The sequence below is a fragment of the Phytobacter sp. V91 genome, assembly GCF_965644225.1.
Lineage (GTDB): Bacteria > Pseudomonadota > Gammaproteobacteria > Enterobacterales > Enterobacteriaceae > CBFFRJ01.
In genome coordinates this window covers 1-12,289 of record NZ_CBFFRJ010000143.1, presented here as the reverse complement: position 1 = coordinate 12,289, position 12,289 = coordinate 1, and the positions used below count along the sequence as shown (strand labels likewise).

Sequence of the window (12,289 nt, the reverse complement as noted above, 5' to 3'; positions counted from 1 at the left end):
GATTCGACACCCATATCAAAACCGGTAACTCTCAACCTTTCAAGGTCAAGTGTCAGATCAAGTCGCGACTAATACACTTTAATTGCCTTATCTATCTTTTCAATAGTTACTTCAGTCACCTTCCCTGGCACTAATTCCAATGACTCCGTGTAGTCGTTTTCAGAAAGCTTCTGAAGTAAATTTAATACCATTTCCTTTTTTTCATCAGGCAAAACCTGAATAGTCACTGCTAATGCTGTTTTAAGGGCTGAAACCTGAGCATATAGCTCGTACTGAAAATCACTCATAACAACTCCTTTGATATGGATTTATTCTGGCGAATTAAACATATCAGTTGAGATATCAAGCCGCCATAACCAGCCAGGCACCATGCAGCGCTCGGTTAGGCAGGTTTTTTCATTTCTGGGCTCGGGAACCACACCTACCTTCACTTTTACGAAAGTGCCCGAAGGCCAGATCTCCACTTCTCTCTTATCAATTCACACAGCGCCATCCGAATCACCGGAGGTGAGGAACCATGAAAATGCACAATGACCCACAATCCTGGCCTGGCCTGCTGGAAATGCTGCAGAGCTGGTGGCGAGGCGATACCCCGCTGGGTGCGGTACTGATGTCGTTAGGTATGGCTGGGTTGCGTATTGCCTATTTTGGCGGCTCAGGAGGCTGGAAGAAAAAGAGTCTGGAAATACTTCTCTGCGGCGCCCTGACGCTCGCATTCTCATCGGCGCTTGAATACATCGGCTGGCCTAAATCGCTTTCCGTTGCCATTGGTGGCGGTGTTGGCCTTATCGGTGTTGATGCCATTCGTGGTTTTGCTATGAGGCTGATCTGCACCCGCCTGGGTGTAGGTAGCGACAACAACAAGGTGTGATTATGACTGTTCAAAATTCAGAACCAGCCTGGCTGGTGGAAGGAAAAAAATTCATAGGGCAACTGGAAATCAAAGGCCCCCGTCACAACCCTCTCATTCTCCAGTTCTGGAAAGACATTAAGCGCGGTGGCATCAAAGATGATGAGACGCCATGGTGCGCGGCGTACGTTGGCGCGATGCTTGAGCGCGTAGGCATCAAATCTACCCGATTTGAATCGGCTAAATCGTACCTTAACTGGGGTGTTGAGCTGCGCGAGCCATCGTACGGTTGCATTGTGGTATTTACCCGCGACGGTGGCGGTCACGTTGGGTTTGTTGTAGGTCAGCAGGCTAATGGTGATCTGATGGTGCTGGGTGGCAATCAGTCAGACGCAATCAACATCCGCGCATTCTCGCGTAATCGCGTGTCAGGTTACCGCTGGCCAGTCAACGAACCACGTGACTCCAGATTGCTGCCGGTGATGTCAGGACAGAGTTCGGTATCTGAATCATGATTTCCACTCTGCTGAAGCGCTATTGGTTGCAGATATTGATTGTACTGCTGATTTTGCTCCTGGCCGTTGCGGTAAATCACTACCGCGACAACGCCATCACCTACAAAGACCAGCGAGACAAAGCGACCAGTGCGCTGACGCTGGCGAACGATACCATCACCGACATGCAGACCCGGCAGCGTGACGTTGCCGCGCTGGACGCCAAATACACGAAGGAGTTAGCTGATGCGAAAAAGCAGCTTGATGATCTGCAGCGTTGCGTTAGCTCTGGTAAGTGTGGGTTGCGCGTCAACGCCAGATGTCCAGCGAACGGAACGGCCAGCGCCCCCGGCATGGATGATGCAGCCAGCCCCCGACTTACTGACGCCGCTGAACGGGATTATTTCACCCTCAGAGAGCGAATCGAAACCAGCGGCAAAATGATTGCCGGGTTGCAGGACTACATCAACACCCAGTGTCTGAAGTAAGTTTCCTTGCAAAAATTCATTCTTTAGAACAGACAGTTCCTCGCCAGTGGGGGAGGAGGAACCGGGTGAGATATCAACCGAATTTTTGGCCGGTAATACCTGCGTGGCAGGTGCTGGATACCTTATCGGGAAGAAAATGCTGCTGAATTCAATTTGATGTTAATGAGAGTGGTTATTATTTACAAGTTGTTACACTTTAGGTGTGGTTATTGTTGCTGAAAATGGTTATATGGTAACTGCTTTGTAAAAAGCCCCGAGGGTAATCCATTACAGATTAGTCCGTTAATCTCTCAGGGGATACTACTTCCTTCTCATACAGTCATAACGCCACACCAGGAGTAAGTCGAAGTACATAACACGTCAGGTATGTAACAAAAGTATAACAAAGAAATTACCAATGCCGTTGATACTAACATAAAAACGTGATCTTGATCATCTTTTTGTCTTATCTCAGAGTAATCTGAATCTGTAAAAATCCGACCCGGCCTGTGCCGGGTTTTTTACGCCCGCTGTACAGGGGCAGATACAGGCAGGGTGGATGACATGAATGGCTGAAAGTAAAGCGCAGACAATTCTTTGAGAAAAAGGCTGCGCAAATAAGGCGGGAACTTAGCGCGGAACGATAGGGGGAATGATGGGTGGCGGCCCGCCACGATGATGGCCAGGGGGAGGAATACAGCCACTCAAACTTGCCGTAGCCAGCAATAACGCCAGAATCAAAGCTGATTTTCTCATTTCATATCCCGGATTTATCTGCAGTTAAATGCATACCAAATAAATCACATCTGAAGCGAATCGCATTAGTAAAAAATGCCATCCAAATCCACAGGAAAGTGGTTCCGATAATGTCTACGTGAGTAAATGGTCATGGCAACACCGGACTGGGAGGCCGTTGAATTGGCAAACCGGGCGGGTGATGAGTCACATCTCTGGGCTACTGGTTTTTGCTGGTGGAATTTCATTTGCGCCTCGCACGTGCAGACTAACGATATCTTTCAGTAGTGAGCCTGGGGCATTCCGCTTTATCGGGCGGTCTTCCCGTGCGACAGGCTCACACCTAAAAGGAAACCATTATGCGTGTAACCGTGCTTGATGATGATCCGGGAGAGCGAATCATCCCCGGTCGCGAACGTATCACCGTGTATCTCGACGGCGAAGAGGTGAAGCGCTGCCAGACCGCCGACGATGTTAAAGGTGAGGTTGTGGATGTTATGCGTGACGACAAAGGGAGAATACTTGTCGTGAACGGAGAGGTTCAGCGCCGCATCAGATATGGACAGGTAAGGATTGAGCGATGCCCGCGCTAATCCCGCGAGCATGCCGCAAGCGCGGTTGCCCCGGCACAACGACTGACCGCTCAGGCTATTGCGAGCAGCACCGTAACGAAGGGTGGGAACAGCATCAGCAGGGCAAGAGCAGACATCAACGCGGATACGGTAGCAAGTGGGAGATTCGCCGCGCCCGCATCCTCTGCCGCGACAACCATCTATGTCAGTCATGCCTCAAAGAAGGCCGCGCAGTACCCGCCGTGACAGTCGACCATATCAAGCCGAAAGCTCAAGGCGGTACCGATGACGATGCCAACCTGCAAAGCCTCTGCTGGCCTTGCCACCGCCGCAAGACAGCGACCGAGAAGCAATAGTGAAATCATTTCAAATGCAATCATTTTGATGAAAATGACATCCATTCTCATCAAGGGGAGGGGGGGGATCAAATCCCTACAGCCGCGCGCCCAAGGGACCGACGCCTGACCTTTCTTCGCATCGCCGCAGGTTACGAAACTTTTTTTGGGTACCCCCAACCAGTCATTAATAGGAGTTTTCGATTATGCCGGGACCGCCGAAAACCCCGACCCATCTAAGTTTGGTGAGGGGGAACCCATCCAAACGCCCGATCAACAAAGATGAACCAAAACCCCCTGCAGGGGTTCCCCCAACTCCGAAGCATTTCGATAAGCAGGGCAAATACTGGTTCAAGCGAATGGCCGAGGAACTGGACGCCGTGGGCGTGCTTTCCCAGCTCGACGCACGTGCACTTGAATTGCTGGTGGAGGTTTACACCGAATACCGGCACCACTGCGAAACGCTGGAGCGGGAAGGTTATACATATGCCATTTACAACGAAGACGAAAGCGACGAGGACAAAGCGCGGGAGATACGCATGATAAAGGCTCACCCGGCGGCAATTATGAAAGCTGATGCCTGGAAGCGTCTTCGCGCAATGCTCGCTGAATTCGGCATGACGCCTGCCAGCCGCTCAAAAGTCAGCATAAACAAACCCGATGCGGTTGATCCGCTGGCAGAGTTCATGAAAGCGAGGGATTAATGGCCAAGGTTGCAGAAGGAATACGCTACGCCGAACGGGTTGTGGCGGGGGAAATTGTTGCCTGCGAGTTTGTGCGCCTGGCCTGCCAACGATTTATTGACGATCTCGCTCATGGTGAAGAGCGGAATATCTTTTTCAGCGAGGCTCGTGCACAACACATCCTCAATTTTTATAAATTCGTGCCACATGTTAAGGGCAATTTGGCCGGTCAGCCTATTGAGTTGATGGACTGGCATGTGTTCATCCTGATCAATATCTTCGGCTTTGTAATTCCGCTGGTGGATGAGCAAACAGGTGAAGTCGTGTTACGCAACGATGGCAGCGGACGCCCGGTGATGGTTCGCCGGTTTCGCACTGCGTATAACGAAGTGGCCCGTAAAAATGCCAAATCGACGCTTTCATCCGGTGTTGGCCTGTATATGGCCGGGGCCGATGGGGAAGGGGGCGCGGAGGTTTATTCTGCCGCCACTACCCGCGACCAGGCGCGCATCGTGTTCGAAGATGCCAAAAACATGATCAAGAAAGCGAAATCGACGCTGGGGCGCCAGTTTGAATTCAACAAACTGGCTATTTACCAGGAGCAAAGCTCTTCCAAATTTGAGCCGCTCTCGTCGGACGCCAACAACCTCGATGGCCTGAACATTCATTGCGGCATCGTCGACGAACTGCATGCGCATAAAACCCGTGACGTGTGGGATGTTCTGGAAACTGCAACCGGTGCACGTCTGCAGTCACTTTTGTTTGGCATCACGACCGCCGGGTTTAATAAAGAAGGTATCTGTTACGAACTGCGTGACTACGCCATTAAGGTTTTGAAGGGTTACAACAGCAAGGTTGAGGGGGCTGTCAAAGACGACAGCTTTTTCGCCATCATTTTCACCCTGGATAAAGGTGATGACCCGTTTGATGAAACGGTGTGGCAAAAGGCTAACCCAGGCTTAGGCATCTGCAAACGCTGGGATGACCTGCGCCGCCTGGCGAAAAAAGCGAAAGAGCAGGTTTCCGCGCGCGTCAATTTCTTCACAAAACACATGAATATCTGGGTTACGGCTGAATCAGCCTGGATGGACATGATGAAGTGGGAAGCCTGCGAGGATATTGCACCGGTTCATGAACTCAAAACTTACCCGATGTGGGTTGGTGTGGATCTGGCTCATAAAATCGACATCTGTGCCGCGGGGAAAATCTGGCGGGCGGATAACGGGCATCTTCACGCTGACTTTAAATTCTGGCTACCCGAAGGGCGATTAGAGAAATGCTCTGAACAAATGGCGCAGATGTACCGGGGCTGGGCCATGCTCGGAAAATTAGAGCTGACTGACGGGGATGTCATCGATCACAACCAGATCAAAGCTGACCTGATTGCCTGGATAGGCGGCCAAAGCCTGAAAGAGGTGGGTTTTGACCCCTGGAGCGCTACGCAATTTAGCCTTGCGCTGGCCGAGGAGGGAATTCCTCTGGTAGAGGTTCCTCAGACAGTCCGCAACTTCTCCGAGGCCATGAAAGAGGTTGAAGCGCTGGTTTACGGTGGTCGCTTCCATCATACCAATCACCCGGTAATGAACTGGATGATGTCGAACGTGACCGTTAAACCGGACAAAAACGACAACATTTTTCCCAACAAATCCACACCGGAAGCGAAAATCGACGGCCCTGCCGCGATGTTTACGGGGATGAGCCGTGTGCTGGTGAACGGTGGTGACGTTAGCGATTTTCTTTCTGGTCTGGATCCAGACGACGACCTGTTAATTATATGAAATCACTGATTATCGATGTTATCGGGCTTGCCGGTTTCGGCATGCTCGCGGGCGGCGTTTACCTGCAATATGGGCTGGCTACTGCGCTGATGTTTTCTGGTGGGCTGCTGTTTGCTGGTGCATTGATGGCGGCAATGAGGGGGAAACGTGTTACTTGATGCAATGTTCCGCAGTGAACCACTCGAAAACCCCGCCACGCCGATAACGGGGGAAATGGCCGATATCGATAGCATGCTGGGCCGCGATGTTGTGGTTAACCCGGTTACCGCGATGAAGCTGGCGGCGGTGTACTCATGTATTTACGTGATCGCCTCCAATCTGGCGCAGATGCCGCTGCATGTCATGAGAAATACCGGGAATACCGTCAGCCCTGCACGGGATCACCCGGTGTTTTACCTGCTCCATGATGAGCCCAATATCTGGCAAACCAGTTATAAATGGCGCGAGCTGACGCAACGGCATGTGCTGGGCTGGGGGAACGGCTACGGATGGGTAAAGCGTTCCCGGCGTGGTGAGGTTCAGTCGATTGAAAACCCGATGCCCTGGGAAACCACGTTACTGAATACCGGCGGTCGCTATACCTATGGGGTTTATAACGAAGAGGGAGCATTTGCGATAAGCCCTGACGACATGATCCATGTCAGGGCATTGGGCAATAACCAGAAAATGGGCCTGTCACCCATCATGCAGCACGCTGAAACCATTGGCATGGGGATGAGCGGGCAGCAGTACACCAGTTCATTTTTCAGCGGAAACGCGCGACCGTCGGGGATCCTGACAGTAAAAACTGCGCTGAACGATGATAGCTGGAGCCGACTTAAAGGGGTCTGGCAAAAAACGATGGCGGCGCTGCGCAGCGCGGAAAATAAAACCGTCCTGCTGCCTGCTGATCTGGACTACAAAGCCCTGACCGTCTCCCCGGTAGATGCACAGATCATCGATATGTCGAAACTGAATCGTTCGATGATTGCCGGGATTTTCAATGTCCCGGCACACATGATTAACGACCTTGAAAAGGCCACCTTTTCCAATATCACCCAGCAGGCGATTCAATTTGTCCGCTACACGATGATGCCGTGGGTCACGAACTGGGAGCAGGAGTTAAACCGCCGCCTGTTTACCCGTGCCGAACGCGCCGCGGGGTATTACGTCCGTTTTAATCTAACGGGATTGTTACGCGGTACCCCGCAGGAACGCGCCCAGTTCTATCACTTCGCGATCACCGATGGCTGGATGAGCCGCAATGAGGCCCGCGCCTTTGAGGATATGAACCCGGTTGATGGCCTGGATGAAATGCTGGTGAGCGTTAACGCTGCCAATCCGGCTGATGACTTCAAAACCGATAAAACAAAAGAGGAAAAAACCGATGAGTGACCGCGAAACCCGCTGTTACAGCGGTGAAGTCCGTGCCGAGCAGCAGGGCGATCAGCCCACGCACATTATCGGTTACGGCTCTGTCTTTAACAGCCGCTCCGAGCCTCTTTGGGGGTTCAGGGAGATCATCAAGCCAGGCGCATTCGACAACGTGCTTGGCGACGATGTGCGTGGGCTCTTTAATCATGACCCTAACTTTATTCTCGGGCGCAGCACTTCCGGCACGCTGACCGTTGGGGTTGATGATAAAGGCCTGCGCTACGACATCGTGGCGCCAGAAACACAAACCATCCGTGATCTGGTTCTGGCGCCCATGTATCGCGGGGATATCAACCAGTCTTCCTTTGCTTTCCGCGTCGCCCGTGACGGCGAGCGCTGGTACGAGGATGAAGAAGGGGTGGTGATCCGCGAAATCAGCCAATTTTCCCGACTATACGACGTCTCGCCGGTGACTTATCCGGCCTATCAGGATGCTGATTCCGGCGTCCGTTCAATGAAAGCCTGGCAGGAGGCGCGTGATAGCGGCGCGCTACAGAACGCCATTAACCAACGAATGGCGCGCGAGCGCCTGCTGACCCTGATCAACGCGTAAGGAAAAACCATGAAATTGCACGAACTTAAGCAAAAACGAAATACCATCGCCGCCGATATGCGTGCACTGCATGAAAAACTGGGCGAAACCACCTGGACGGAAGAGCAGCGCGGCCAGTGGGGCGCGATGAAATCCGAGCTTGATTCCCTGGATGAAAAAATCGGGCGTGAAGAGGAGCTGCGTCGTCATGACCAGATGTATATTGATAACCAGGACGAAGAACAGCGCCAGCAGCAGCGTGAAAACACACCTGAAAATCAGCAGGCCGAACGTCGCGCAGCTGCATTTGATAAATTCCTGCGCCATGGCTTTGGCGAGCTTTCTGCCGAAGAGCGTCAGGCTGTTAAAGAGCTGCGCGCACAGGGAACGTCGCCGGATGCAAAAGGTGGCTACACCGTCCCGATCCAGATGCTGAATAAGATTGTCGAATCAATGAAAGCGTATGGGGGGATTGCCAGTGTGGCGCAGATCCTCAACACATCGAACGGGCAAGATATCTCCTGGTCAACGTCGGACGGCACCACGGAAGAAGGTGAACTGCTTGGCGAAAACACCGAAACCAGCGAAGAAGATGTAGCATTCGGTGGGGCTTCTCTCGGTGCAAAGAAATTGTCTTCAAAAATCATCCGCGTGTCCAACGAACTCCTGCAGGATAGCGGCGTGGATATTGAAGCGTTTCTGGCCTCGCGCATTGCCTCCCGTATTGGTCGCGGTGAAGCCAAATATCTGGTTCTTGGCACCGGCGCTGGTACTCCATTACAGCCAAAGGGGTTATCCGCATCCGTGACAGGCACCAAAGCGACAGCATCCGCTACTGCGTTCACCTGGAAAGAGCTTAACGCGCTGAAACACGCCGTTGATCCTGCGTACCGCAACGGCCCGCAGGTGCGCTTTGCTTTCAACGATACAACCCTGCAGGCGATTGAAGAGATGGAAGATGGTCAGGGCCGCCCGCTCTGGTTACCGAGCATCATCGGTGGTGCGCCGGCAACAGTTCTCCAGACGCCGTATGTCATTGATCCGGCCATTCCGAACATCGCGGCGGGGGCGAAATTCGCATTCTTCGGTGACTTCAACCGCTTCATCATTCGCCGAGTGGCTTATATGACGCTCAAGCGCCTGGTTGAGCGTTACGCGGAATATGACCAGACTGCGTTCCTGGCTTTCCATCGCTTCGATTGTGTGCTGGAAGATACCGCGGCGATTAAGGCGCTGACGGGCAAACCTGCATAATTAGTTGCTACGTTAACCACAACAGCCGCGTAAGCGGTTTTTTTATGCCCGCTATCTGGCGGGCATAGGATTAACTATGAGTACAACAATCGAAATTTTGCGGGCGCAGTGTCGTATCGACAGTGATGATTCGACCGAAGATGAGATGTTACTTATCTACTTCGGATCAGCGAAAAGGAAGGCTGAAAACTTCATTAATCGCAAACTTTACGAAACTGAAGTGCCTGAAAGCGATCCTGACGGGTTGCTTATTGAAAATGATGTGCTTCTGGCGTTATTGCTGCTATCTGGGCACTGGTATGAAAATCGTGAACAGGTTAATGTCGGTAACATTGTTACGTCATTCCCGTTTGGCTTTGAATCACTGCTTGAACCATACCGTTACATTCCTTTGTAAGGAGGTGCTATGCAGGCTGGACGATTACGGCACCGCGTTACCATCCTCAATTTTATCTCTGTTCGCGATCCGTCAGGTCAACCGATTGAAGAATGGCAGGATGGCAAGACTATCAGGGCCGAGGTATTGGGTATTAGCGGTCGCGAACAACTGCAGTCTGGTGCGGAAACAGCAGAAGCAACGATCCGAACGTGGGTGAGATATCGGCGTGATATAACTGCGGCCTCTCGGCTTAAGGTTCTGACAGGGCCATTTGCAGGGACCACCATTAATGTTGTCGGCCCACCCGTTCCCGACGCAAAGCGCACCCGCCTCGAAATTCTCTGTAAGCAGGGGACTGAAAAATGATTGATTACAACCTCGATTTTTCAGCGCTTGGAGATATTGCTAAAGATCTCGATCTTCTGAGTAAAGCCGAAAACAACAAAGTTCTCCGTGATGCAACCCGTGCTGGTGCCAGCGTGCTCCGTGAGGAGGTTATTTCCCGAGCGCCAGTGAGAACCGGTAAGCTGAAGAAAAACATTGTTGTCGTTACTCAGGGTAGCGTAGCGAAAGGGCAGATCTCATCTGGCATTCACATCCTTGGCCGCAACCCTCAAACCGGTAACAGCGACAACACGATGAAGGGCAACAACCCACGCAATGCGTTTTACTGGCGCTTTGTGGAGTTGGGAACAGTGACAACTCCTGCACATCCTTTCGTTCGGCCAGCGTTCGACGTTATGCAGGATGAAGCGTATCAGGCTGCGCTACGGCGCCTTAACCAGGCAATCGATCAGGTGTTCAGCAAATGACTGAAGACGACATTTATGCACTGATTTCCACGCTGGCTGGAGGTCAGGTGTATCCCTATGTAGTGCCGTTAAACAAGGCAGGGGAGCCTGACATCACGCCACCGTGGATCGTGTTTTCACTTCCTTCTGAGGTATCCGCCGATACGCTGTGCGGCCCATCAGAAACCAGCATAACGATTCAGGTTGATGTTTATGCAAAGAGGATCAAAGACGCCAGGGCTATCAGAGACCAGGTAGTCGAGCAGCTCTCACCGCTAGGGCTGGAAAATCTGAGTAAGTTTCCCGGATATGAACCTGAAAACCAGTTACACCGTGCAACGCTTGAAGCAATTATCATCGTCTAATTAATACCCCATCCCGTCCCGAACCCGGCCATTGCGCCGGGTTTTCTTTTTTGGAGAACACTATGTCAGCGTTATTCGAACGTGCGCAAAAAACGCAGGTGCTCATTACTAACGTACCTGTCACTGCAGCGGAACTCGAAACTGCAACCTTTCTTAACCTGAGCTGCACCATTAAGCAGGCCAGCTTCACGGCAGGCCAAAAGCAGGACATTGATGTAACAACTCTCTGTTCTGATGAGCAGGAGAATATCAACGGCCTGGCGGCAGCGTCTGAGATGTCGCTTAGCGGTAACTTTTACCGCAATCCGGCGCAGGATACGCTGCGAAGCGCATACGACACTGATGCAGTGTATGGCTTCAAAATCCTTTTCCCCTCTGGCAATGGCTTCCTGTTCCGCGCCGAAGTGCGCCAGCACACCTGGGATTCACAAACCAACGGTGTCGTTGCGGCTACGTTCAGTTTGCGCCTGAAAGGCAAGCCGGAAAACATCGATGCGGTTTCGACTCTGGTTTTCGATACCGATCTTTCTCCGACACTGTCGGTAACTGCTGGTTCGGCACTGGCAATGACGGTCGCGGCAAGTGGTGGTGTGGCACCATACACCTATAAATGGAAAAAAGGTGCCACGGTTGTTTCCGGTCAGACAGCTGCAACCTTTAATAAGGCCAGTGCGGTCTCTGGCGATGCCGGGGTTTACACCTGCGAAGTCACGGATTCGGGAACGCCTGAGCAGGTCATTACCTCAGCTGAATGCACTGTCACCGTTAACTAATGGAGATCGCCGGTTATCCGGCGAGTAACTTAATGGCAAAAAATATCAAAGCCCTGGCAATGTCGAAGATGGCAGGTTTTCGCCATCTTTCTGTCGTAGTGCCTGAGTGGGAAGGCGAAAAAGTCATTCTTCGTGAGCCATCTGCTGAAGCGTGGTTACGCTGGCAGAATATCGTAAAGAACGATACTGAAACCGAACTGTCGGTATCTGAAAGCATGAAGCGAAATCTTGATGCCGATGTGACGTTGTTTATTGATGTCCTGCTTGATGTAGACGAGCAGCCAGTATTTTCCCCGGATGATGCCGCTGATGTTGCGGGTATTTATGGACCGGTGCATGCCCGGTTGCTGAAGCGCGCACTAAATCTGATCACCGGCGCAGAGGAAGCCAAAGAAAAGTAAAAACGCCTGGCATGCAGTTCCTGATGTCGCTGGCGCTTCGGATGGGACGCACGCTGGGCGAACTGCGAAACACCTTGTCAGTGGGCGAGCTGATGATGTGGGCTGAATATGATCGTGAAAACCCTATTAGCGACATTCGCGCTGATATACGTAACGCCCAGCTTGTCTCCGCTATTTATGGGTCTCAGGGGGTCAAGGTAGGGATTGACGAAGCGACATTGCAATGGTCGAGCAGTGAAGAAGAGGCAGATGAGGGAGATCCGTTTGCTGGCCTCGAGGCAGCATTTATGGCAGCTAGCAAATGACTTTCTTTAAGATTCTCATTAGGATTAAGGAAGGTGCGATTTAATCGGTGGGGTTCAGTGGAGTCCTTATCTGTATTAGCCTTACCTGTATTAGTCGCGACTTGATCTGACACTTGACCTTGAAAGGTTGAGAGTTACCGGTTTTGATATGGGTGTCGAATC

At 51.9% G+C, this 12,289-nt stretch carries 19 protein-coding genes; 17 read left to right on the top strand and 2 right to left on the bottom strand.

Features of this window, described 5'->3' with window-relative positions; genetic code table 11:
* Nucleotides 1-68: 68 nt before the first annotated feature.
* Complete coding sequence (locus tag ACSZO4_RS21735; RefSeq protein ID WP_437891143.1) at nt 69-287, bottom strand: hypothetical protein; 219 nt, start codon at nt 285-287, stop codon at nt 69-71.
* A gap of 230 nt (nt 288-517) precedes the next feature.
* On the opposite strand from ACSZO4_RS21735, the gene ACSZO4_RS21730 reads away from it, so the two are divergent.
* From ACSZO4_RS21730 to ACSZO4_RS21720, 3 genes are read left to right on the top strand one after another with little or no spacing between them, the layout of a single operon-like run.
* Entirely contained in the window at nt 518-871 is a 354-nt protein-coding gene (locus ACSZO4_RS21730; protein ID WP_437891142.1) for a phage holin, lambda family, read from the top strand.
* A gap of 2 nt (nt 872-873) precedes the next feature.
* Nucleotides 874-1,365, top strand: coding sequence for a TIGR02594 family protein (locus ACSZO4_RS21725; RefSeq protein WP_437891141.1), 492 nt, complete (start codon nt 874-876; stop codon nt 1,363-1,365).
* A complete protein-coding gene (locus tag ACSZO4_RS21720) occupies nt 1,362-1,832 on the top strand; it encodes a lysis protein (protein ID WP_437891140.1) in 471 nt (156 codons plus the stop codon). The genes ACSZO4_RS21725 and ACSZO4_RS21720 overlap by 4 nt, the downstream gene beginning before the upstream one ends.
* 1,022 nt (nt 1,833-2,854) lie before the next feature.
* On the opposite strand, the gene ACSZO4_RS21715 is transcribed toward ACSZO4_RS21720, so the two are convergent.
* Nucleotides 2,855-3,151: a hypothetical protein gene (locus ACSZO4_RS21715; RefSeq protein ID WP_437891144.1), complete on the bottom strand. Its 297-nt coding sequence runs from the start codon at nt 3,149-3,151 to the stop codon at nt 2,855-2,857.
* Between ACSZO4_RS21715 and ACSZO4_RS21710 the strand changes: the two genes are divergently transcribed.
* The 14 genes from ACSZO4_RS21710 (at nt 3,127) to ACSZO4_RS21645 (ending at nt 12,127) form a co-directional block, all read left to right on the top strand.
* Complete coding sequence (locus ACSZO4_RS21710; RefSeq protein ID WP_437891139.1) at nt 3,127-3,474, top strand: HNH endonuclease; 348 nt, start codon at nt 3,127-3,129, stop codon at nt 3,472-3,474. The two genes, ACSZO4_RS21715 and ACSZO4_RS21710, sit on opposite strands and share 25 nt — an antisense overlap.
* A 185-nt stretch (nt 3,475-3,659) precedes the next feature.
* Nucleotides 3,660-4,157 carry a phage terminase small subunit P27 family gene (locus tag ACSZO4_RS21705; RefSeq protein ID WP_437891138.1) on the top strand — a complete coding sequence of 166 codons (498 nt, stop codon included), beginning with the start codon at nt 3,660-3,662 and terminating at the stop codon, nt 4,155-4,157.
* The gene (locus tag ACSZO4_RS21700) at nt 4,157-5,914 is read left to right on the top strand and encodes a terminase large subunit (RefSeq protein WP_437891137.1); all 1,758 of its coding nucleotides are present in this window, start codon (nt 4,157-4,159) and stop codon (nt 5,912-5,914) included. Before ACSZO4_RS21705 ends, ACSZO4_RS21700 begins: the two co-directional genes overlap by 1 nt.
* A complete protein-coding gene (locus ACSZO4_RS21695; protein ID WP_437891136.1) occupies nt 5,911-6,072 on the top strand; it encodes a hypothetical protein in 162 nt (53 codons plus the stop codon). The genes ACSZO4_RS21700 and ACSZO4_RS21695 overlap by 4 nt, the downstream gene beginning before the upstream one ends.
* On the top strand, nt 6,062-7,288 hold the full coding sequence (locus ACSZO4_RS21690; RefSeq protein WP_437891135.1) for a phage portal protein: 1,227 nt from the start codon (nt 6,062-6,064) through the stop codon (nt 7,286-7,288). The genes ACSZO4_RS21695 and ACSZO4_RS21690 overlap by 11 nt, the downstream gene beginning before the upstream one ends.
* On the top strand, nt 7,281-7,880 hold the full coding sequence (locus tag ACSZO4_RS21685) for an HK97 family phage prohead protease (RefSeq protein ID WP_437891134.1): 600 nt from the start codon (nt 7,281-7,283) through the stop codon (nt 7,878-7,880). Before ACSZO4_RS21690 ends, ACSZO4_RS21685 begins: the two co-directional genes overlap by 8 nt.
* Nucleotides 7,881-7,889: 9 nt before the next feature.
* A complete protein-coding gene (locus tag ACSZO4_RS21680; protein WP_437891133.1) occupies nt 7,890-9,113 on the top strand; it encodes a phage major capsid protein in 1,224 nt (407 codons plus the stop codon).
* 76 nt (nt 9,114-9,189) lie between these two features.
* Entirely contained in the window at nt 9,190-9,510 is a 321-nt protein-coding gene (locus tag ACSZO4_RS21675; RefSeq protein WP_437891132.1) for a head-tail connector protein, read from the top strand.
* Nucleotides 9,511-9,519: 9 nt separating this feature from the next.
* Nucleotides 9,520-9,858: a phage head closure protein gene (locus tag ACSZO4_RS21670; protein WP_437891131.1), complete on the top strand. Its 339-nt coding sequence runs from the start codon at nt 9,520-9,522 to the stop codon at nt 9,856-9,858.
* Nucleotides 9,855-10,304, top strand: coding sequence for an HK97-gp10 family putative phage morphogenesis protein (locus ACSZO4_RS21665; protein WP_437891130.1), 450 nt, complete (start codon nt 9,855-9,857; stop codon nt 10,302-10,304). The genes ACSZO4_RS21670 and ACSZO4_RS21665 overlap by 4 nt, the downstream gene beginning before the upstream one ends.
* Entirely contained in the window at nt 10,301-10,648 is a 348-nt protein-coding gene (gene gp17 / locus ACSZO4_RS21660) for a tail completion protein gp17 (RefSeq protein WP_437891129.1), read from the top strand. Before ACSZO4_RS21665 ends, gp17 begins: the two co-directional genes overlap by 4 nt.
* Nucleotides 10,649-10,710: 62 nt before the next feature.
* Entirely contained in the window at nt 10,711-11,421 is a 711-nt protein-coding gene (locus ACSZO4_RS21655; RefSeq protein WP_437891128.1) for an immunoglobulin domain-containing protein, read from the top strand.
* A 32-nt stretch (nt 11,422-11,453) separates the two neighbouring features.
* Nucleotides 11,454-11,822 (top strand): phage tail assembly chaperone, encoded by a 369-nt coding sequence (locus ACSZO4_RS21650; RefSeq protein WP_437891127.1) that lies wholly within the window; start codon nt 11,454-11,456, stop codon nt 11,820-11,822.
* Nucleotides 11,823-11,845: 23 nt separating this feature from the next.
* A complete protein-coding gene (locus ACSZO4_RS21645) occupies nt 11,846-12,127 on the top strand; it encodes a phage tail assembly protein T (protein WP_437891126.1) in 282 nt (93 codons plus the stop codon).
* The last annotated feature ends 162 nt before the right edge of the window (nt 12,128-12,289 follow it).